Genomic DNA, 20,663 nt, shown 5'->3' with positions numbered 1-20,663 from the left:
GCCCGTTGCTCATGGTGGGGCATTTGGGTTGGGCAGTTACACTTGAGCACGTGACTTTACGCATTTACGATTCCGCGACCCGTACTCAACGTGACTTTGTGCCCGTGACCCCGGGCAAGGCCACCGTCTACCTGTGTGGTGCCACTGTGCAAACCACCCCGCACATTGGGCACGTCCGCAGTGGCGTGGCGTTCGATATTTTGCGTAATTGGCTGGAAGCCAAGGGCCTTGATGTGCTGTTCGTCCGCAATGTGACCAACATTGATGACAAGATTTTGCGCAAGGCTGAGGAAAATGGTCGCCCCTGGTGGGAGTGGGCGGCAACTCATGAGCGCGAGTTTGCTGACGCTTATGACGTCTTGGGGGTGCGTCCCCCGTCGCTGGAGCCGCGCGCGACCGGCCACATCACTGAGATGGTGGACTACATGCAGCGCATCATTGATGCGGGCCATGGTTATGCGGCTGATGGCAATGTGTATTTGTCGCCGGCGAGCTTGGATGATTATGGCCAGTTGTCTGGCCAGAAGCTGGATGAGATGGATCAGGGGGAGTCTGCCGGTACCGGCAAGCGGGATCCGCGCGATTTCACCATGTGGAAGGCTGCGAAGCCGGGTGAGCCGTCGTGGCCGACGCCGTGGGGTCGGGGTCGCCCGGGCTGGCACATTGAGTGCACTGCCATGGCTACCATTTACCTGGGTGCCGAGTTCGACATTCATGGTGGCGGGCTCGATTTGAAGTTCCCGCACCATGAGAACGAGATCGCGCAGGCGCACGCCGCCGGGGATGGTTTTGCCCGGTATTGGATGCACAACGGCTGGGTGACCATGGCCGGCGAGAAGATGAGTAAGTCGCTGGGCAATGTGTTGTCTGTGCCGAATGTGTTGACGCTGGTTCGTCCCGTCGAATTGCGCTACTACCTGGGTTCCGCGCACTACCGCAGCATGCTGGAGTACTCGGAGGAATCCTTGAAAGAAGCCGCACAGGGCTACCGCCGTATTGAGGATTTCCTTGAGCGCGTCGGCCAGGTCGATAAGACCGAGGTGCCGCAGGAATTCACCGATGCGATGGATGATGATTTGGGTGTTCCGGCGGCCTTGGCGGTCCTGCACACCACCGTTCGTGCGGGTAACTCTGCCCTGGCAGAGGGCAATAAAGACCGCGCAGTGGAGCTTGCCGGCCAGGTGCGTGCGATGGCTGCGATTTTGGGGGTTGATCCCCAGTCGCCCACGTGGGCGAATCAGGGCGGGGAGGACTCCAAGGCGCATGCCGCCCTGGATGTTTTGGTGCAGTCCGAGCTTGAGCGCCGCGCCGAAGCGCGGGCGAACAAGGACTGGGCGACCGCCGATGAGGTGCGGGATCGACTCGCAGCTGCTGGTGTTAACGTGGTAGATTCCGCTGACGGCCAGAAGTGGTCGCTCTAAGGCATTTGTGAGTACTCGGTGAGGGCATCCAGCGCGCAGTAGTGCGGATGCGTGCTCTCACCGGGTGAACTTTTCTTTATTTTCCCCGATATGCCTTGTGAAATCGCGGGGAACACCGACGACAACGCGACCTTTGCTTTCGCGTGCACAAGACCTATTGAGGATGAAGATTTATGGCTGGTAACTCACAGCGCCGCGGCGCTATGCGTAAGACGAATAAGAAGGGCATGGAAAAGGGCTCTGGCGGTCAGCGCCGTCGTGGCTTGGCCGGTAAGGGCCCGACTCCTAAGGCTGAGGACCGGGTGTATCACGCGGCCTATAAGCGCAAAAAGGAGCAGGAGCGTCGTGCGCGCGGTCGCCATGAGAAGCCGGATACCGGTGAGATGGTGGTGGGCCGCAACCCGGTGATCGAGTGCTTGCGCGCCAAGGTGCCGGCCACCCTGTTGTATGTGGTGGAGGGCACGAACGCCGATGATCGTTTGGCGGAGGCTGTGCAGCTGGCGCAGCACCGTGGCATCCCTACCCAGGAGGTGCCGAAGCACGAACTGGATCGCATGACCGGCAACGGTATGCACCAGGGCATTGGCCTGATGATTCCCCCGTATGAGTACGCCGATGTTGAGGACCTCATCGATAACGTGAAGTCCACGGGTGAAGCCGGCCTGATCGTGGTGTTGGACAACATCACTGACCCCCGCAACCTGGGCGCGGTGATTCGTAGCGTGGCCGCTTTCGGTGGCCATGGTGTGGTCATCCCCGAGCGGCGCAGTGCCTCCGTGACTGCTGTCGCGTGGCGCACCAGTGCTGGCACCGCGGCACGCCTGCCGGTGGCTCGCGCCACCAACCTCACCCGCACCCTGCAGCGATTCCAAAAAGCCGGCTACCAGGTTGTCGGTTTGGATGCCGGTGGGGATCACACCCTGGACACCTACGACGGCACCGATCCGACCGTGATCGTCGTCGGCTCTGAGGGCAAGGGTATTTCTCGCCTGGTCGGCGAGACCTGTGACACCATCATGTCGATCCCGATGACCGGCTGGGTTGAGTCTTTGAATGCCTCGGTCGCCGCGGGCGTGGTGCTCAGCGAGTTTGCCCGCCAGCGCCGCGCGGAAGTATCCGGCAAGTAGGCCTTAAGCCAAGCGCAGTACACCGCAAGGCCCTTATCCCCCTTAAAAGATGATTCTTAGAGGGGATAAGGGCCTTTTGAGTGGGTTTGGGGCCTAGCTAGTGGGCTTTAGGCCTCGCAGCAGCCTTCTGCGCGCTGTTTGGTGTGGGTGCCAGCATCCGCGCCGATGCGTTGGGCTTGCAGGTACCCGGTGAGGCGGCAGATGAGATAGATCGCGAAAGAAATACCGGTGACGAACACGCTGACCGGTAGTCCTGGCGCCAGCGACAGTACGAAGCCTCCGACGGCGGCGACCTCGGCGAAAATGATGGACAGTACGACGGCCACCAGGGGGCGGGCCGTGACGTGGACTGCGGCAGCACCCGGGGTGATCAGCAGCGCCATCACCAGCAGCGCGCCCACGATTTGGACGGACTGGGCGCTGGTGAGGCCGACCAGGATGGCGAACACGATGGACAGCTGCCTGACCTTCACCCCGGCCGCGGTCGCCATGATGGGGTCCGCGCTGGCAAAGAGCAGCGGCCGCCAGATCAGTGCGATGGTGCCCACCACAATGACGACCACGGCGGCCAGGATTGCCAGGGAGTTGCCGGTGACGCCGACGATCTGTCCGGTCAATAGGGCGAATGCTGTGCTGGATCGGCCTGGGTAGAGGTAGATGAACAGTACGGACAGGCCCATACCGAAGCTCATGACCACGCCGACGGCCGCATCCTGTTGCTTCCAGCCCAGCATGGCCAACACAACCGCGGCGATGATCGAACCGACGACGGCGCCGGCGCCCACGTTGAGGCCGAAGAGCAGTGCCGCGGAGGCGCCCATGAGCGCCAGCTCGGAGGTGCCGTGCACCGCGAAGCTCATCGTGCGGAGCACCACCAGGGGTGCCATCACCCCGGAGACCAGCCCCAGCAGGGCGGCAGCAAGGAGTGCTTGTTGTACGAAGTCGACGGCGAGCAAATCGACGGTTGCCTGATAAAACTCATGCAGGTTCACCTAGACCACCACCACTCGGTCGCCGATGGTCAGGACGTCCACCTGGGTGCCGTACAGCTTGCTCAGGGTTTCGCTGGTCATGACTTCCTCAATGGGGCCGAAGGTGTGCCCGGTGGGGCCTAGATACAAGATCTTGTCGGTGACTTTGAGGATCGGGTTGATGGAGTGGGTGACAAAGACGATGGCGGTGCCGTGTTCGGTGCGCTGCCGGTCGAGCATGTCGACGGTGCGGCGTTGCATGGCGTAATCCAGGCTGAGCAGCGGCTCGTCGCACAGCAGTAGTGCGGGATCGTTGGCCAGCGCCTGTGCTTGGCGGATGAGCTGTTGCTGCCCGCCGGAAAGTACGCCGACGCGACGATCCGCGAAGAAGTCGGCGCCGACCCGCTTTAAGAGCGCATCCACGCGACGTTTATCGGCGCGGCGGTTGCGTAGCATGCCGTGGGCCAGGGCGAGGCTCACCACGTCGCGTCCGCGCAGGGGCAGTTCGGTGGGGAACATGCGTTGCTGGGGGATGAACCCGATGTTTCCTTCCGTGATGACCCGGCCGCGGGTCAGCGCTGTGGTGCCGAGGATGGCGCGCAGCAGGGTGGATTTTCCAACCCCGTTGGGGCCGAGCACCGCCACGAATTCGCCGGGTTCGATGCGGCAGGAGATATCCGACCACAGGGGCTCGATGGTGGCGTTTGTGAATTCACAAACCATCGCGAATCCCTTCATCAGTTACATGGGGGATAACACGGACAAGCCCCCTTGCCCGTCCAATGAGCGGAAGGCAAGGGGGTGATGCACGGTGTTTCCCTAGGTCAAGGGGGAAAGCTGGGTTACTTATTCAGCGCTTTAGCAGCTGCGGCGAGGTTGTCTACCTCGTCGGCGTAGAAGGTGAAGAAGTTTTGATCCTTGGCGGGGGTTTCGGAGATCTCTACCACCGGGATGTTGTGCTTTTCTGCTTCTTCGCGCAGTTTCTTGGTGGTTTCGGTGGCGGTCTGCGGGTTGTAGATCAGCAGGTCGATGCTGCCATCGTCGAGGGCTTTGAGGAAGGCTGCCACGTCGGCGGCGCTGGGCTCGGACTCGTTGAGGGTGGCGTGGCGGTAGCCGGAGGGGGTGGCTTCCTTCATCGGGGTTTGTTCGATGATGTAGTCCGCGATGGGTTCGGTCTGGGCCACGGTGATGGCGGGCAGATCCTTGAGGGTTTCGTGGATCGGGGCCAGCTTGTCGGCGACAGCGCCGGCGTTGATGGTGGCCTTCGGGTCGAGCTCTGCGACGCGCTGGGCGATCTGCTCGGCAACGGCGTCGACGGCGTCGATGTCGTACCAGATGTGCTCGTTGGCTTCGGCGTCGTGGTCGTGGTGGTGACCCTCCTCGCCGTGGGCATGGTCGTGGTCGTGACCTTCCTCGCCGTGCTCATGCTCGTGGGCTTCGGCGGATTCCGACTCGGCGGCGCCATGATCGTGGTCATGGTCCTTATCGCCGTGGTCGTGATCGTGATCGTGGCCCTCCTCACCGTGGTCATGGTCGTGATCGTGGCCTTCCTCGCCGTGATCGTGACCGTGATCGTGGTCGTGGGTGGTCAGCGGCAGGGCGTGGATGATCTTGTCCTGGTCCACGGCCGTGTACAGCCACGCGTCGTAGCCGCCACCGCCGACGACGATGATGTCGGCGGCCTTCGCCTTAGCCATGTCGGCGGCGGTCGGCTCGAAAGAGTGGGGGTCGGTCTCGTCGCCGTTGATGATGGCGGTGGCGTCGATGTCGGGGCTGACTTCCTTGGCGACATCGGCCCACACCTGGGTGGAGGCGACAACGGTGATGTTGTTGCCGTCCACGGTGGTGCTGGCGGCCTCCGAGGAGCTGGTGGTGTTGTCGGCGCTGGAGCAGCCGGCGAGGGTCAAAACACCGATGAAAAGCGGTGCGAGCATACGGGTGAGTTTCATGCCCCTAGACAACCCTTGACGACAACGAATGTCAAGTGAAAAACGTTGAAAATGCAACCCCCGCATTTTCAACAAGTTTCACTAAAGGCGCAGCTAGGAGGCCTCCCTCACGCCGCACACCACGCCGCACGCATCGACAAGCACGCATGCAATAGCTCGGCGACAGCATCCACATCCGGGACCCGAAAATCCGCCACCGAATCCCCCGCACCAACCTTCACCCCAACATCACCCGGCGCCAACACCCGCAACGCATTCTCATCGGTGACATCATCACCCACATACAACACCCGACGCCCGCCCCGATGCTCCTCCACCCAGGTGCCCTTCGTGATGGCGGTAGCAGAAAACTCCAACACGCACTTGCCCTCACCCAGGTGCAGACCCGCACCCACCTGCCGGGCGGCAGCAGCCAACTGCGCAGCCGCAGCCGCATCCTCAACCGCCCGCATGTGCAACACCCGGTGCAAAGGCTTATCCTCCACCCACGCCCCGGGATAGGACGCGCACAGCTGGCGCAGGCGAACACCAACCTCATCAAGCAGACGCTGCTGCGCCGGTTTAAGCGGCGGGAAACCCTCCGCTGACTCCGCCCCATGGGAACCCACCAACTCCACCGGCGCACCCAAACCCGACACCCGCTTTAGCCCCGCATAATCACGCCCCGACAACACCACCACCTTAGTGGCAGGCAACTGCGCCAACCGAACCAGCGCATCCACCGCCCGCCGATTCACCGGCACACAGTCAGGATCAGTACTGAACTGCGCCAAGGTGCCATCAAAATCACTGACGATAAGCACCTCATCGGCCGCGCACAACTCCTTCAGCGCCGGCAGCTGCGCCCAAGCCGAAGGATCCTCAATCGCCACCGGGGGGATCGTCATGACTGCTCACTAATCAGCAACAACGCCGGGGCATCCACCACCGGCCCAGTCTGGGTCAGCAACAGCTTGCCGGGCTGCCGATCAATGCTGAACTCATGCGGCAACAAAGACACCAAAGAATCATGGACGAAAGCCTCCCGCCCAATACAGCCCTGGCGAACATCATCAACCCGCACATCACTAAACCGCGCCTTCGTCGCCGATAAGGGCTCCACCTTGGTGCCATCATCAGTGGTGTACTCAATATGGGCGTGGAAAGGCGCACACCCCGTATCGCCCACCACACTGGTGTAGCCAAAAATAATCCGCGGCGCGACCGCCACATCATCCGGCACATCACTGGGATAACCCTGCTGATAAATATTGGTGATCTGCCAGGTCACATCCTCAATGGGGGCATCCGAACTGCAGCCCACAAGCGTCACCCCACACAGCGTCACTACGGCGCCCATCGCGCGGCGGGCGAAAAAGCGGGGAAACATCGTAGGCAAAACTCCTTGAAGAAAAAACAGGGCGCAGGCACCGAACACTACTCACATCACATTAGCGCGCCACCGGCAGCCATGCGCCCGGGTTAGGTGCGGGTCGCGGCGTTTTTCAAACACGCCAGGAAAGACTCCGCCCACAACGCGACATCGCAAGCAATCACCTGGGAATGCATATCCAACATCCGGCCACGCGCCGCACCATCAGCCACCGCCTTCAACGCCGCAACCAGCTGCGCCTTTATCGACTCAACGTCATAAGGGTTACACAAATACGCCCGCGTCAACTCCTCCGCCGCACCCGCAAACTCACTCAACACCAACGCGCCACTGCCATCACCGTGGCAAGCAACATACTCCTTAGCCACCAAATTCATGCCGTCCTTATACGGAGTCACCAGCATGACATCCGCCGCGTTATAAAACGACAACAACTCCTGGCGGCTCAAATTCCGGTGCAAATAATGCACCACCGGCGCCCCCACCTGCCCATAGAGCCCATTGATCCGGCCCACCGCCTGCTCCACCTGGGCGCGGGTTGCCCGATAATTGTCGATACGCTCCCGCGAAGGGGTCGCAATCTGCACAAACACCGTGTTCTCAATCGCGCCGGCCGCATACAGTTCCTCAAACACATTCAGCCGCTGCAAAATGCCCTTGGTGTAGTCCAGCCGATCCACCCCCAACACGATTTGGGGCGCGCCGGGCAGATCCGGCAGGGTGGGGGCTTCGGCGGCGGCCTGCTTGAGGCTGTGGGAATCGATACTGATGGGAAATGCCCCAACGTCGATGCGTCGGCCCGTGGTGGTGATGATGTGGCCTAGGGGTTCCCGCACGCTGGTGTGGTCGATCAGCTCAACACTGTCGACTGATTCGGAGGTGCGGGCCGATTGCAAAAGATTGGTGGCGGAGGTGGGGACGTGGCAGCCGATCAGGTCGGCGCCGCAGATGCCGCGCAGGATTTCCTCCCGCCATGGCAGCTGGCGGAACAGCTCCGGTGAGGGGAATGGGATGTGGAGGAAAAAGCCGACGGTGACGTCGGGGCGGAGCAGTTTCAGGATGCTGGGCACTAGTTGCAGCTGGTAGTCCTGAACCCACACCACGGCCCCTTCGGCGGCGACTTCTGCGGCTGCCCGCGCGAAGGCGTGGTTGACTTCCCGGTAGCTTTCCCACCAGTCGGAGTTGTAGACGGGGGTGACGATCAGGTCGTGGTACAGCGGCCACAGGGTGGCGTTGGAAAAACCCTCATAGAATTCTTCGAATTCTTGCTGGTTCAGGGCCACCGGGTGCAGGTGAATATCGCCGGGGCTGGCAAAGTCTTCCGGAATCTCCCCAATGGTTCCGGGCCAACCCACCCAGCAGCCGCGCTGCTTTTCCAGCACCGGTTTCAGCGCGGTGACCAGCCCGCCGGGGCTGGGGGTGACGGTTGTGGTGCCATCGGCGGCGGTGGACACATCCACCGGCAAGCGATTGGCAACCACGACAAAGTCGTGCGCGTGCGCACCCACCTTAATCGGCCTTCTTCGTGGCCTTCTTGGTGGCTTTCTTCGTCGTCTTCTTGGTGGCCTTCTTGGCCGCCTTCTTCGTCGTCTTTTTCGCGGCCTTCTTGGTCGTCTTCTTGGTGGCCTTCTTAGCCGCCTTCTTCGTGGCCTTCTTGGTGGTCTTCTTCGCAGCCTCAGCCTCAGCGTGCTCGGCGGCGATCGGCGCGTAGCGCAGATCCTTTAGCTCAACGCCCAGCATGCACGCCAGGGTCGCGAAGTCGAAGAAATCATCAGAGTAGGTGGCCACAATGCGGCGCGCAGCAGCGGCGGTCTCCTCAGCGACCGCGTGCAAAGACTCGGCGGGATTGTTTCGGGTATCCGTGACCTTAGGGGGCACACTCACTCCTAGAGCATCAGCACCGGCACACCCCAGCGCGGGGAAAATGATGTGCCGATTGTCAGTGGAAAAGACTTTTCGCGTTGCGCACCGTCTAAAAAGGGGGCGCGTGTTAACTGACCAAGTTTAACCCACACGCCACTGGAATGCGCCCACCAGGTGGGTCCGCCGCCCTGAAAGCGGTGAAAGCCGGGCGGGCAGGCAGTTTTTTCTTAAGCGAAGGCGGACTTCTTACGACGGCGCAACCGGCGGTAGGGATTAAATGACGGCGGGCGGCGCAGCTTCCGGGCCACCCATTCGCCCAGCACCACGCCCGCAGCCAGCGCGGAGGCGGTACCAAGCGCCACCACCAGCAGCTTGTAGCTGACCAGCATTTGGTCGTGCATCATCGCGTACATGCCACGATAAATCGCCAAACCGGGAAGCAGGGGGGTAATGCCCGCCACCGCGGTAATCAACGGCGGGATCTGGAATCGGCGGGCTAGCAAGCCACCGGCCAGGCCGATAACAGTGGCGGCGATACCGATACCAACAACCGGGCCCACCCCGAAAGGCATGAGCACGAAGTAATAGATGAAAGAACCAGCACCCGCAGTGATGCCGGAAATGATCACCGAGCCCCATTCCGAATAGCAGGCTATGGCAAACCCGGCCGAGGCTAGCGCCCCGGAAATGACCTTCACGCCGGCGGAGGAAAACCCAATGCTGGAAGTCGACTCGTACACCGGCAGAGTAATTCCAAGGGCAGCGGAGGCCTCAATGCCGATACCAACACCGGCGACAATGCCGCCGGTCATCATGATGGTTTCAAAGAAGCGGGCACTCGCCGTCACCGGCGCGCCGGTGATGCCGTCCTGGATCGCTTGCACCAGCGTCAAACCTGCCAGCATCACCACGATCCCGGAAGCGATGATTTGGCCGGGTGCCAGATCAACACCGGATTGCATCGCCCAGCGGTAGGTGATGGCGGCGGGCACGGTGGCGATGAAGCCTCCATAGATGTTCTGGAAGAACGGCGGCAGGCCACGGCTGTCGAGCCAGGCGGAACCGCCCATGATCACGATCGCCGAAAAGAAAGAAATGATCGACACGATCGCGCCACCGCCCAGCAGCACGGCAACCGCGCCGGCCAGCAGCGCCCAGCCGAACAAGGAAGTGCGCATGCCAAACGGTGGGGGAGAAGCCATCAGGTCATCCAGGGCGCGCTCCGCGACATCTGGTGGGGTCACGCCCGCCTGAATGGAACGAATCAGCCGGTCGACCTCACTGAGCTTGGAGAAATCGATCGACAGGCGCCGCACCACGCGGAACGCGCTCACGGGACGCTTTTCCTGCCCAATATGGGTGAAGATCGTGATGGTGTTCAGCGTGATGTCGACGTGGCAGTAGTGCAGGCCGTAGGCGCTGGCGACCGCTTTGATCTGTGCCTTGGCGTCGTTATTGCCGGTGCCGGAAGACAACAGAATGTCGCCGATGCGGGTTGCTAGATCCATCACACCGGAGACCTGGACCGGATCGGTCAGGTCAATGGGGGCCAGGGGGCTGGGCGGCGGCGCAGCCTTGACGACGTCGATCGTCGCGGCATTACCGCCGGTCAGATACTCTTTAAATCGGCTAAACACGTCGGCTTCTTTGACTCGATCTTCTCGGTGCGTGCGGGCAAAACTCGTCGCAATCCTACACGCCGGACCACCGGCTCAAAAGCCTTGGCCGGCGCATGTTTTTATCCCGCAAAAATCCCCCAGGAAAGGCCCGCCTGGTGCTCGCGCAGCTGGCGTGCTCAAGGGTGGGGGTGGCGCGAAAGTGGCCAAGGTGCGCGAGGTGGGTTGGGTGGCGTTTTTAGCCTGGTTTTTCTCACCTCGGGTGGCTTATGCGCTATGGTATGAGTGCCCGCAGGCGGTGGCGCGCACTGATGCTGTGCTGTCGTTTTTGTTGGTGTTGCTGGAGTGGCGCAATTGGTAGCGCAACGGTCTTGTAAACCGTAGGTTGTGGGTTCGAGTCCCATCTTCAGCTCTTTTGTCATGTAGCGCGACATTGTTCCAGACAATGTCGCGCTACATTTCTATTTTCTGGGGTGCTGCGATCGGTCCAGGTCGGTGTATTGGGCCGCTGTTTTTTCGCGCAATGAGTGTCGTGGTGAGGCCACGCTTTGGGGGTTCGGTTCTACAACGGGGGCGAATTTTTTGCTGGGTTGAGGCTTTGTGTGCTGGTGTTCGTGAACTGACTCTTGCTTGGCTTAGGGGTGCTGATCGGAGTGATGCTTGCATCGTCTTGTGTCAGCTTGCGGACGACCATTAATGCATTGTGTGGCTTTTATATGGGGGTGCGTGGGGCGGTTTGACGTGCGCAAATAAGCGGGCTGATACGTTTTCGCTTTTTAAGGCGTACAACTGATAGCAGAGGCCTACATGATGTGTGGGTCTAGAGATGTATCAATAGTCAGTGCACCCCGCCTCAAGCACACGTCCGCGCACCAATCGCGCTGTGCCCGCGGCCCTCGGGTGCGCAAGAAGGTGACACGCAATCATGAAGTTTGCAGAACAAATCGTCAAGACGCTTGAGGCACAGGGCGTCAAGCGCATCTATGGACTCGTCGGCGACTCCTTGAACCCCATCGTTGATGCGGTGCGTACCTCCTCGATTGAGTGGGTGCATGTCCGTAACGAGGAAGCCGCAGCTTTCGCCGCCGAGGCCGAATCCCTGATTACCGGCGAGCTGGCGGTGTGCGCGGGCTCTTGTGGCCCGGGCAATACCCACTTGATTCAGGGCCTGTATGACGGCCACCGCAACGGTGCCAAGGTGCTGGCTATTGCTTCCCACATTCCGAGTGTGCAGATCGGGTCGACCTTCTTCCAGGAGACCCACCCCACCCAGATTTTCCAGGAGTGCTCCGGCTACTGCGAGCTGGTGAACTCCCCGGAGCAGGGTGCGACCATCCTGCACCACGCTTTGCAGTCCACCATGGCCGGCAAGGGCGTGTCCGTCATCGTTTTGCCGGGCGACCTCACCATGCAGGACGCAGAGGAAGGCACGGTGCTGAACTCCACGCTGGCCACCCGCCAGCCGATTGTCTTCCCCCACCCGGAGGAGGCAGCTGCCCTGGCAAAGGCCATTAACGAGGCCAAGACCGTCACCCTGTTTTGTGGCGCCGGCTGTGAAAACGCCCGCGATGAGGTGTTGGCCCTGGCGGAGAAGATCAAGTCTCCTATCGGCCACGCGCTTGGCGGCAAGATGTACATCCAGCACGACAACCCCTTTGATGTGGGCATGAGTGGCCTGTTGGGTTATGGTGCCTGCCACGACGCCTGCTTTGAGGCGGACCTGCTGATCATGTTGGGCACCGATTTCCCCTACAACTCCTTCCTGCCGACGAAGAACGTCGCCCAGGTCGATATTGATGGTTCCCACATTGGTCGCCGCACCACCGTGCATTACCCGGTGGTCGGTGATGTTGCTGCCACCATTGCCAACATCCTGCCCAGCGTGGAGGAAAAGACCGATCGCAGCTTCCTAGACAAGATGCTCAAAGAGCACGAGAAGAAGCTGCGCCATGTGATTGAGGCTTATACCTCCGGCGTGGAGAACCACACCCCGATTCACCCGGAGTACTTTGCTGACATTCTCGACCGGCTGGCCCCTGATAATGCGGTGTTTACGGTGGATACCGGCATGTGCAATGTGTGGGCTGCCCGTTATATCAATAACCCCACCGGTCAGCGTGAGCTGATTGGTTCCTTCCGCCACGGCACGATGGCGAACTCTTTGCCGATGGCGATTGGTGCGCAGGCCCAGGATCGCGAGCGTCCGGTCATTGCGATGTGTGGCGATGGTGGCTTGGGCATGCTGATGGGGGAGTTGCTCACCGTGAAGCTGCATGAGTTGCCGATCAAGATTGTGGTCTTCAACAACAGCTCTTTGGGCATGGTGAAGCTGGAGATGCTGGTGGAGGGCTTGCCGGAGTTCCAGACCGATCATGAGCAGGTGAATTTCGCGGCGATTGCCCAGGGCTGCGGTATTCCGCACATCCGTATTGAGGATCCGAAGCGGATTGAGCAGGACCTGGCGGCAGCCTTGGCGCAGCCGGGCCCGGTGCTCATCGATGTGGTGACCGACCCGAATGCCTTGTCGATTCCGCCGGCGATCACCATTGAGCAGATGTTGGGCTTTACTAAGGCCGCTACCCGCACTGTGTTCGATGGTGGGGTGGGCCGCATGTATGAGCTGGCGAAGTCGAACCTGCGTAATATTCCGCGCCCATAAGGGCAACAGGTGACTGCAGCCTAGTTGCTCCGAGGATGTCCCACCGGCCAGGCGGCCGGTGGGACATTTTTCTTCTTCTGGTGGGGTTCTCTACCCGCGCGGTGGTTATGCGCGGGATTCCCAGCGAAAGCCCTTGCGGGCGTAGATGGCTGCCACGCAGATCCACATGACCGTAGCCCCGATCATCCTGATGGCTTCAATGGTGTCGGCACCATTCCACCCGGCCAGGATGAGCTCCGCTGTACCCCCGCCCGGCAGGATTCTTTTGATCATCTCGTGTTCGCCGGTTCCGGTCAGCACGATCCAAAAGGCCACACCGAAGGCTACGAAGAATAAAGGCATCGTGGTGACTTGTGCGTGCTCGGGGGAGTTGGTGTAGCAGGAGGTGGCTAGTGCGAAAGCGATGAACAGGGCTTCGACGCCAACAACCCCCAGGACCACGAGTGCGGCGTTGGCTGGCGGCTGATCGATTGCGGCCAAAACGCCCACGATGACGGCCAACTGCACCACGTTGAGGACGGCCAGGGGAAGCAAAATGCCGCCCAAGATGTCCCAGGGGGAGGCGGTGGTGGTGCGCAACTTCTTGAGGAAATTGTTCTGCCGGCGTGCCGCCAATGTAGTGGTGGCGGTGATGTAGACGCCAAGGGCGGACATGGTGATGATTTGCAGGGTGGCGGCGGCGCCGGCCCCGCCGAAGTTGTCGCGCTTCCAGACCAGCAAGACGGCGAACACGACGGGGACGACGACTGCGGAGACCGCGACGAGGCGGTTACGAAACAGCATGATGAACTCGTTGCGGGCGATGGTAATCATGAGCGCTCCTGGGCGAGGGTGTGGAAAACATCGTTGAGGGTGGATGGTTGTGCCTTGATCTGCGTGAGGGGGACGTTGTTGTTCTCCGCCCACAGCAGGACCTCATAGAGGCGAGTTTGGAGGTCGTCAACGGCGGCGACCCAGCGGGTGCCGTTGCGCTCAAAGCCGAAACGCTCGGGGAAAACCACCTGTGGTGCGGCCTCCAGGCTGATGGAAGCGGGGAACTGCGCGATGAGTTCCGCCAACGTTCCCTCGTGCGCGAGCCTGCCGGCGTGGATCAGCCCAATGCGGTCGGCGTGTGCTTCGGCTTCTTCCAGGTAGTGCGTGGTCAGCACGATGGTGGATCCCTGCTGATTGAGCTCCATGACGGTCTGCCACAGCGCTGCGCGGGATTCCGGATCCAGCGCGTTGGTGGGTTCGTCGAGAAAGATCAGCTCCGGGGAACCGAAAATGGCGGTGGCGAAGTCCAGCCGGCGTTTTTCACCACCCGAAAGCTGCGCGACCTTCGTGTTCATCTTGTGGCCGAGAAGAGATTTTTCCACCACCGCTTCGACGTCGTCGTGGCGGCCGGACAGTTTTCCCATCAGGGCCACGGTTTCCTTCACCGTGAGCTCGCCGGCAAAGCCCGATTCTTGCAGCATCGTTCCCGTCCGGCGCCGTGCGCTTAGGCTGCCGGGGGCTTCGTCGAAGATGGTGACCTCGCCACGGGTCGGGGCGCGATGGCCTTCGAGGGTTTCCAAGGTGGTGGTCTTTCCCGCGCCGTTGGTGCCGAGCAGGGCGTAGATTTCGCCCTGGTTGACGTGGAAGCTGAGCTGGTCAACCGCGATGAAGTCGCCGTAAGCGCAGGTCAGGTTGGTGACCTGGATGATTTTTTTAGGTGGCATGGGGGCTTTTCCCTTCGCTGGAACAACTAAAGTGGAAAGCTAGCTTGACATGCCACCGTATTTGACCGCCCCAAAAAGTGTCAAGTACTTTTGACATATGGACAGTCGAGTACGTCAACTGCGCACCCAGATGGGGGTGTCGCAGGAAAAACTAGGAAAGGCCGTCGGGGTCTCGCGCCAAACCATCAACTCCCTAGAAGCCGGCCGCTACGACCCCTCCCTGCGTCTCGCCGTGGCGCTCGCACGATTTTTCAACACCACCGTGGAGGAACTCTTCGATGTCGAGGTTTAACAAAACCACCATGTCCCCCACTAACATCGCCGGCTTCAGCCTGTTCGCCATCGTCATGGTGGTGCTCCTCATCCAGGGACGCTGGACCCTCTTTACCGCCATGCTCATCGGCACAGCCATCAGCTTCGCAATGGTCATCCACGCCAAAAAAGACACCAGCAGCGACGTGTGGCGCATCGCCATGTTCGAAGCGGTCGACGAACGCGACCGCAACATCGCCACCAAAGCCCTGGCACTGACCATGCACATCGACCTCTGGGCCGGCATCATCGCAATCTGGGGCTACGTACTCGTCAACCCCGAAAAACACACCTGGGGGCTTGCCGTCCTCGCCTTCGAAATCTTCCTGCTGATCAAAATCGCAGTGTTCTACCTAGCAACCAGGTACTACGCCAAACGCTACTAACCTGCGGCCCCCAAAAACACCCCGCCGCGCGCCCCATTACACACCCCAAACAGCTCACAACACCGCCCGCCACCCAAGCGGAGTGAGCCCAAACGCGCCCAGCCGCCAGCGGCCCAAAGGCAGCAAAAAACCAGGCGGGGGATAAGGGGAGCACCAGCGCTTGCGCGCTGGCACTCAGCGCCGGCGCGGATTCGCGCTAGGGTAAAACCACCACCAGCAGGACACCTAACGCCCCAGTGAGCACCCCATGAGCACGCCTAAGCCCAACAACACCTACCCCATCCCCACCAGCCCGCCGACGTACAAAAAACTCCCCCAACCCCAAGCACTCCCCATCGGACGGCTCTACAGCCTGATCGACGGCTTCTTCGTCATCGCAGGACTCGTGATGACCTTCTGGTTCGCCCTGCTCCTGCTCCTGTCCGGGCTCACTTTAGAGTGGCACGCCATCGTCGCCCTCATCGGCTTCTGGGCCGTGCTCACCTATGTTGCGCTACCCCGCCTGCACCAACTGCTCACCACCATCTACGTGCCGGACTACTTCATGAGCCGCTCAAAAACCTCCGACGGGCTGCTAGGCGATCCCATCAACCTCGCCATCGTCGGCACAGACAGCGACATCCAGGCCGCCATGCGGCGCGCCGGGTGGGTGATGGCCGACCCCATCACGCTGCGCTCCTCCCTGGGCATTATCAAAAGCTCCGTGCTGCGCACCTCCTACCCGCAAGCACCGGTGTCCAGCCTGTTCGTCTTCGGACGCAAGCAGGACTTCGCCTTCCAACAGGAAGTCGACGGCTCCGCCGCCCAACGCCACCACGTGCGGTTTTGGCGGGTGCCGGAAGGCTGGATGCTGCCCGGCGGGCACGCGGTGGATTGGTTGGCTGCCGGCACCTTCGACCGCTCCGTGGGTTTTTCCAGCCTCACCTTCCAAATCACCCACAAAATTGATGCCAACATCGACGCCGAACGCGACTACATCATCGACACGTTGCGCTACGCCGATCCGGACATCACCGTCGATGTGATCGAAGACTTCTCCGTGGCCTACCACGACAAAAACGGCGGCGGTGACGCGGTACGCACCGACGGCACCATGCCCGTCGTGCAGGTTGAGGGCGCCGGCGCCCGCGCAAAGGCCGCCGGGGTCGACATCAGCGCCCACAAATCCACCCTCATCGGTGGTGACGCCGAATTGTTGGACAAAGAATTCCTCCCCAAACAACTCACCATCGCCGGCATCGTCATCGCTTTTAAAGCCATCGGCGCCCTCGCACTCACCATCCTGCCCAGCCTCTTTCCCCACCTTTGGGGTCAAGATAGCGAACAACTCGTCTCCTACGGACTCGGCCTGGGCGTCCTGTCACTGGTCGAACTACTACTGTTCGTCGCGACCGTGAAAAAATTCCGCTGGGCCCGCCTGGCACTACTGGTCCTGGCCACCGGCACCGGACTGGCCGAACTCGGAGTGCTCACCAGCAGCGACCACTTCGCCCTGGCCGACACCTTCGACGTTGCCCTATCTCTCCTGGTCGTGATGAGCCTGTCAGCTACCAGCGTGCGTGAATGGGTCTTTGCGGTCCGCCGCCGCAGTGGCGTCGTCAGCCGCCACCTCGGCCACACCACCACCTAAATACACCCGCACACCCACATCGCGGGCACACCCCGGCCGTGCCGAAGCCGACGCACCTCACCCACAAGGGCCAACCCCATAACTGCCACAGCCCACACAGGGGCCGAAAAAGCTCCGGCCCTCCACGGCTAACCACAGCAAACTGCAGCACACCACGGCAAAGCCCTAAGTGGGGTTATCTGTCGGATGTGCGGCCAGGATCGCTTCGCGTCCCACCTGGCCCAGCTGAGCTGAGCAAAGATTCCGGTGGCGACGCGTGGCGTTGGAAAAACCGGGGGCCAAATCTCATGTGGTGCAGATCAAAATCATGATCCGGATCCGCAAACCCCTCGGCAGTGACCGCATAGATCGCAAACGGCACCACCTGGCCGGCCTGCGCCGCCCCAATCGTCAACGCATCCTCGCTAAACCACATCACCACCGGGCCAGCAGCACCAAAAAACTTATCCACCACCTCCGGCAGTGAACCCGGCGCCCCGGTGATCTCCGCGAAGGTTTCCACCATGCAGCGCGCGCCCTGCTCACAGATCGCAAAGCAAAACCTTTGAGACACCTGTAAAGGCAACCCGCAGTCCACATGCACGAAACTCGGCTGCAGCCAGCCATGAGCAAAGCGAACATCGACTGCCGGCAACATCAACACCCCATCAACATCCCGACGCGCGCCAGACTCAGCAGCACTCAAGCAATCAGCCATCAACGACTGACACGTGCGGGTCAGCTGCAGCCCATCGGCAGCCACCTTCTCAAACACGTCCTGAGGCAACTCCGCACACCACAGCGACACCACCTTTCCACCCGGCAGGCGCATGGGGCAATGGGTGACATCGCCAAGCCCTGCCTGGACAAACCATCCCGAATCGAAAGCAATGCCATAGCAATCCCGGCCGCTATAGCTTTCAAACACGTCAGCGTGCGGCAGATCCCACTGCTCAAAGGCCCAACGCATCACACCGGTATCGATAGTCACCGACACCGTGTCCTGGGAAATGCTCAAAGTTCCCAGGCTGCCCAAGCTCTGCGACAACCGGCCGGAAAGGCTGCTATCCACAATCGTGTGCGCCCCCGCCTGCTCGGAAAGGGCCTGCAAGGCCATCACCAGGGTTGTCGGATCAAAAGCCCGCACCCCCTTTGCGGCTGGCACCGGCGCTTGAGCGCCCGGCAAGGACGCAAACCGCGGGGGATTTTGTGGGGCGCAAGCTTGAAAAGTGTCGGAAGACAACACGGTGACCACCACCTGGGGAAAGGGGAGAAGCTGGGATACACCCACAGGCTAAAAGGCGCGGCGCAAACGGCTGTGTGGAGTTCTCGCACACCCGAGCGAGACATCACCAGTCGACAATGAATTCGCACAGCGTAACGGATAATCTTCCAAAAAGCTGCACGCTTTCGGCAAGTTAAATACATCCTCCAAGCCGGCTTTACGATTCCAGCCAGCATCCTGCCCACGCGCGCGTGGTTCAATGGGAACCAAGCATCAACCCCCGGCTGGCAAAACACCTGCCCAGGCGGGAACAAGTGTGAAAAAATTATTGAGGAAACTTTTCAAACGAAAGAACGGGTGCGAAGCACATCATGAACGAAGCCGGAACCAAAGTACTCGTCGTCGACGACGAGCCCAACATCGTTGAACTGTTGAGCGTTAGCCTGAAATTCCAAGGATTCGAGGTCGCCACCGCCCAAAGCGGCATGGAAGCACTCAGCGTTGCCCGCGAATTCCAACCCGATGCCTTCATCCTGGACGTCATGATGCCCGGCATGGACGGCTTCGACCTGCTGCCGAAACTGCGCGCGGAAGGACACGACGGCCCCGTATTGTTCCTCACCGCCAAAGACGCCGTCGAAAACCGCATCCACGGCCTGACCATCGGCGCCGACGACTACGTCACCAAACCCTTCTCCCTCGAAGAGGTCATTACCCGCCTGCGCGTCATCCTGCGCCGCGGCGCCGTGCAAGAGGAAGAATCCTCCAGCGCCCTGTCTTATGCCGACCTCACCCTCAACGACGAAACCCACGAAGTCACCAAGGGCGGCGAAATCGTCGAACTATCACCCACCGAATTCAACCTGCTGCGCTACCTCATGCTCAACGCAGAAGTGGTGCTCTCCAAGGCCAAGATCCTCGACAACGTGTGGCACTACGACTTCGGCGGCGACGGCAACGTCGTCGAGTCCTACATCTCCTACCTGCGCCGCAAAATCGACACCAGCGACCCCCAGCTCATCCACACCGTCCGCGGGGTGGGATACGTGCTGCGTAAGCCCCGTTCATGATGCGTCACCTGCCGCTGCGCACCCTACTGCTCGTCGTGGTAGTGGTGCTCTCCGGCGTTGGTATGGGAGCCGCCAGCGTCGCCGTCGACGGCATCATGCGCGACTTCGTCTACAGCCGGGTCGACGAAGAACTCCTCGACGCCGCCAACGGTTGGGCGCGCCGCGGTGACTTCTTCTCCCAAAACACCCCCCGGCCGCCGTCCTCCTTCTTCGTCGCAAAAATCATGCCCGACGGCACCACCCTCATCCTCAACGACTCCTCCTCGGCGCCAAAAATCGAAAACCTCCCCGTCGACGCCGAACCCGTGACCGTGCCCGCCGCCGAAGGCTCCGCCAGCGCCGAACCCTGGCGCGTCATCGCCGTCGCCGACAAAGACGCCACCACCATCGTCGGCCGCGACACCGCCAACGAAAACCACCTGCTGGCCCGACTAGCCCTCGTGCAATGGATCATCGGCACCATCGTGCTGATCCTGCTCGCCATCGTCGGTTTCGTCGTCATCCGCCGCAGCCTCAAACCCCTCCGCACCGTCGAAGAAGTCGCCAAACGCATCTCCGCCGGCGACCTCGACCGGCGCGTGCCCGCCTGGCCCGCCGGCACCGAAGTGGGGCAGCTGTCCGAAGCGCTCAACATCATGCTCGCCCGGCTGCAACAATCCATCGTCGAATCGGGCGAAAAAGAAGAACAAATGCGCCGCTTCGTCGGCGACGCCTCCCACGAACTACGCACCCCGCTGACCAGCGTGCGCGGATTCGCCGAACTCTACCGCAGCGGGGCAGCCCCCGACGCCGACTACGTCCTCACCCGCATCGAAGACGAAGCCGACCGCATGAGCGTCCTCGTCGAAGACCTCCTCGCCCTCACCCGCGCCGAAGGCAACAAACTCGCCGCCCAACCCGTCGATCTGCTCGACGTCGCCGTCTCCGTCGCCACCAGCCTGCGCGTCGCCCATCCCGACCGCATCATCAAAGTCCACTCCGACTGCGACGAAATCCCCGTCGTCCTCGGCGACGAAGGACGCCTGCGCCAAGTCGTCACCAACCTCGTCAACAACGCACTCGTCCACGCCGGACCCGACGCCGAAGTCACCGTCGGACTCTGCAAAGACGAGGACTACACAACCGTCACCGTCGCCGACAACGGAGTCGGCATGAGCGAACAAGACACCAACCACGTCTTCGAACGCTTCTACCGCGCCGACGCCTCCCGCAACCGCAACAGCGGCGGATCCGGACTCGGACTCGCCATCGTCAAATCCCTCGTCGAAGCCCACGGCGGCGTCGTCAACGTCGTCAGCGCCCCCGGCGAAGGCACCACCTTCAGCGTCAAACTGCCCAACTCCGCAGCCATCGAACAATAAACCCATCCCCCAAACCCCCCGCATC

Annotated in this window: 19 protein-coding genes and 1 tRNA gene; 9 read left to right on the top strand and 11 right to left on the bottom strand. The window is 61.4% G+C overall.

The window, feature by feature from the left end; all coding sequences use genetic code 11:
• Window positions 1-50 precede the first annotated feature (50 nt).
• Together cysS and rlmB are read left to right on the top strand one after the other, a co-directional pair.
• A complete protein-coding gene (gene cysS, locus CAQU_RS10575; protein ID WP_075727566.1) occupies window positions 51-1,421 on the top strand; it encodes a cysteine--tRNA ligase in 1,371 nt (456 codons plus the stop codon).
• A 173-nt stretch (window positions 1,422-1,594) separates the two neighbouring features.
• Window positions 1,595-2,548, top strand: coding sequence for a 23S rRNA (guanosine(2251)-2'-O)-methyltransferase RlmB (rlmB, locus tag CAQU_RS10570; protein WP_075727564.1), 954 nt, complete (start codon window positions 1,595-1,597; stop codon window positions 2,546-2,548).
• Between the two features lie 107 nt (window positions 2,549-2,655).
• Here rlmB and CAQU_RS10565 read toward each other — a convergent pair whose 3' ends face one another.
• From CAQU_RS10565 to thrE, 8 genes are all read right to left on the bottom strand, one after another.
• A complete protein-coding gene (locus CAQU_RS10565; protein ID WP_075727562.1) occupies window positions 2,656-3,540 on the bottom strand; it encodes a metal ABC transporter permease in 885 nt (294 codons plus the stop codon).
• Window positions 3,541-4,242, bottom strand: a complete 702-nt coding sequence (locus tag CAQU_RS10560; protein ID WP_075727560.1) for a metal ABC transporter ATP-binding protein — start codon at window positions 4,240-4,242, stop codon at window positions 3,541-3,543.
• Between the two features lie 119 nt (window positions 4,243-4,361).
• A complete protein-coding gene (locus CAQU_RS10555) occupies window positions 4,362-5,468 on the bottom strand; it encodes a metal ABC transporter solute-binding protein, Zn/Mn family (protein ID WP_075727558.1) in 1,107 nt (368 codons plus the stop codon).
• A 107-nt stretch (window positions 5,469-5,575) separates the two neighbouring features.
• Complete coding sequence (otsB, locus tag CAQU_RS10550; protein ID WP_084563042.1) at window positions 5,576-6,355, bottom strand: trehalose-phosphatase; 780 nt, start codon at window positions 6,353-6,355, stop codon at window positions 5,576-5,578.
• Window positions 6,352-6,837 carry a hypothetical protein gene (locus tag CAQU_RS10545; RefSeq protein ID WP_075727556.1) on the bottom strand — a complete coding sequence of 162 codons (486 nt, stop codon included), beginning with the start codon at window positions 6,835-6,837 and terminating at the stop codon, window positions 6,352-6,354. The genes otsB and CAQU_RS10545 overlap by 4 nt, the downstream gene beginning before the upstream one ends.
• 92 nt (window positions 6,838-6,929) lie before the next feature.
• A complete protein-coding gene (locus tag CAQU_RS10540; protein ID WP_075727554.1) occupies window positions 6,930-8,348 on the bottom strand; it encodes an alpha,alpha-trehalose-phosphate synthase (UDP-forming) in 1,419 nt (472 codons plus the stop codon).
• Window position 8,349: 1 nt separating this feature from the next.
• Entirely contained in the window at window positions 8,350-8,718 is a 369-nt protein-coding gene (locus tag CAQU_RS10535; protein ID WP_075727552.1) for an attachment glycoprotein G, read from the bottom strand.
• Window positions 8,719-8,930: 212 nt separating this feature from the next.
• Window positions 8,931-10,340, bottom strand: a complete 1,410-nt coding sequence (gene thrE / locus CAQU_RS10530; protein WP_245797263.1) for a threonine/serine exporter ThrE — start codon at window positions 10,338-10,340, stop codon at window positions 8,931-8,933.
• Window positions 10,341-10,658: 318 nt separating this feature from the next.
• On the opposite strand from thrE, the gene CAQU_RS10520 reads away from it, so the two are divergent.
• Window positions 10,659-10,731, top strand: a tRNA-Thr gene (locus CAQU_RS10520).
• 513 nt (window positions 10,732-11,244) lie between these two features.
• Window positions 11,245-12,978: a pyruvate dehydrogenase gene (locus CAQU_RS10515; RefSeq protein WP_075727546.1), complete on the top strand. Its 1,734-nt coding sequence runs from the start codon at window positions 11,245-11,247 to the stop codon at window positions 12,976-12,978.
• 105 nt (window positions 12,979-13,083) lie between these two features.
• Here CAQU_RS10515 and CAQU_RS10510 read toward each other — a convergent pair whose 3' ends face one another.
• Both CAQU_RS10510 and CAQU_RS10505 read right to left on the bottom strand, forming a co-directional pair.
• Window positions 13,084-13,791 carry an ABC transporter permease gene (locus CAQU_RS10510; RefSeq protein WP_075727544.1) on the bottom strand — a complete coding sequence of 236 codons (708 nt, stop codon included), beginning with the start codon at window positions 13,789-13,791 and terminating at the stop codon, window positions 13,084-13,086.
• Window positions 13,788-14,675, bottom strand: a complete 888-nt coding sequence (locus tag CAQU_RS10505; RefSeq protein WP_075727542.1) for an ABC transporter ATP-binding protein — start codon at window positions 14,673-14,675, stop codon at window positions 13,788-13,790. The genes CAQU_RS10510 and CAQU_RS10505 overlap by 4 nt, the downstream gene beginning before the upstream one ends.
• 97 nt (window positions 14,676-14,772) lie before the next feature.
• Between CAQU_RS10505 and CAQU_RS10500 the strand changes: the two genes are divergently transcribed.
• The 3 genes from CAQU_RS10500 to CAQU_RS10490 all read left to right on the top strand — a co-directional run bounded on the left by CAQU_RS10500 (window position 14,773) and on the right by CAQU_RS10490 (window position 17,003).
• On the top strand, window positions 14,773-14,967 hold the full coding sequence (locus tag CAQU_RS10500) for a helix-turn-helix transcriptional regulator (protein ID WP_075727540.1): 195 nt from the start codon (window positions 14,773-14,775) through the stop codon (window positions 14,965-14,967).
• Between the two features lie 10 nt (window positions 14,968-14,977).
• Window positions 14,978-15,373: a hypothetical protein gene (locus CAQU_RS10495; protein WP_157108997.1), complete on the top strand. Its 396-nt coding sequence runs from the start codon at window positions 14,978-14,980 to the stop codon at window positions 15,371-15,373.
• 247 nt (window positions 15,374-15,620) lie between these two features.
• A complete protein-coding gene (locus tag CAQU_RS10490) occupies window positions 15,621-17,003 on the top strand; it encodes an LssY C-terminal domain-containing protein (protein WP_075727536.1) in 1,383 nt (460 codons plus the stop codon).
• Between the two features lie 175 nt (window positions 17,004-17,178).
• On the opposite strand, the gene CAQU_RS10485 is transcribed toward CAQU_RS10490, so the two are convergent.
• Window positions 17,179-18,099, bottom strand: coding sequence for a hypothetical protein (locus CAQU_RS10485; RefSeq protein WP_075727534.1), 921 nt, complete (start codon window positions 18,097-18,099; stop codon window positions 17,179-17,181).
• A 479-nt stretch (window positions 18,100-18,578) separates the two neighbouring features.
• On the opposite strand from CAQU_RS10485, the gene CAQU_RS10480 reads away from it, so the two are divergent.
• Both CAQU_RS10480 and CAQU_RS10475 read left to right on the top strand, forming a co-directional pair.
• The gene (locus tag CAQU_RS10480) at window positions 18,579-19,277 is read left to right on the top strand and encodes a response regulator transcription factor (RefSeq protein WP_075727532.1); all 699 of its coding nucleotides are present in this window, start codon (window positions 18,579-18,581) and stop codon (window positions 19,275-19,277) included.
• Window positions 19,274-20,638 carry a sensor histidine kinase gene (locus CAQU_RS10475; protein WP_245797262.1) on the top strand — a complete coding sequence of 455 codons (1,365 nt, stop codon included), beginning with the start codon at window positions 19,274-19,276 and terminating at the stop codon, window positions 20,636-20,638. The genes CAQU_RS10480 and CAQU_RS10475 overlap by 4 nt, the downstream gene beginning before the upstream one ends.
• Window positions 20,639-20,663: the final 25 nt, after the last annotated feature.

Source organism: Corynebacterium aquilae DSM 44791 (genome assembly GCF_001941445.1).
In the GTDB taxonomy this organism is placed as follows: Bacteria; Actinomycetota; Actinomycetes; order Mycobacteriales; family Mycobacteriaceae; genus Corynebacterium; species Corynebacterium aquilae.
Note: the sequence above shows the minus strand (reverse complement) of the source record. Positions and strands in the feature narration are given on the sequence as shown.

Coding starts and splice junctions, on each gene's coding strand:
- CAQU_RS10480 (WP_075727532.1), top strand. CDS start 18,579: ATGAACGAAGCCGGAACCAAAGTACTCGTCGTCGACGACGAGCCCAAC.
- CAQU_RS10500 (WP_075727540.1), top strand. CDS start 14,773: ATGGACAGTCGAGTACGTCAACTGCGCACCCAGATGGGGGTGTCGCAG.
- CAQU_RS10485 (WP_075727534.1), bottom strand. CDS start 18,099: ATGGCCTTGCAGGCCCTTTCCGAGCAGGCGGGGGCGCACACGATTGTG.
- CAQU_RS10560 (WP_075727560.1), bottom strand. CDS start 4,242: ATGGTTTGTGAATTCACAAACGCCACCATCGAGCCCCTGTGGTCGGAT.
- CAQU_RS10475 (WP_245797262.1), top strand. CDS start 19,274: ATGATGCGTCACCTGCCGCTGCGCACCCTACTGCTCGTCGTGGTAGTG.
- otsB (WP_084563042.1), bottom strand. CDS start 6,355: ATGACGATCCCCCCGGTGGCGATTGAGGATCCTTCGGCTTGGGCGCAG.
- CAQU_RS10490 (WP_075727536.1), top strand. CDS start 15,621: ATGAGCACGCCTAAGCCCAACAACACCTACCCCATCCCCACCAGCCCG.
- CAQU_RS10515 (WP_075727546.1), top strand. CDS start 11,245: ATGAAGTTTGCAGAACAAATCGTCAAGACGCTTGAGGCACAGGGCGTC.
- CAQU_RS10545 (WP_075727556.1), bottom strand. CDS start 6,837: ATGTTTCCCCGCTTTTTCGCCCGCCGCGCGATGGGCGCCGTAGTGACG.
- CAQU_RS10510 (WP_075727544.1), bottom strand. CDS start 13,791: ATGATTACCATCGCCCGCAACGAGTTCATCATGCTGTTTCGTAACCGC.
- CAQU_RS10505 (WP_075727542.1), bottom strand. CDS start 14,675: ATGCCACCTAAAAAAATCATCCAGGTCACCAACCTGACCTGCGCTTAC.
- rlmB (WP_075727564.1), top strand. CDS start 1,595: ATGGCTGGTAACTCACAGCGCCGCGGCGCTATGCGTAAGACGAATAAG.
- CAQU_RS10555 (WP_075727558.1), bottom strand. CDS start 5,468: ATGAAACTCACCCGTATGCTCGCACCGCTTTTCATCGGTGTTTTGACC.
- CAQU_RS10495 (WP_157108997.1), top strand. CDS start 14,978: ATGTCCCCCACTAACATCGCCGGCTTCAGCCTGTTCGCCATCGTCATG.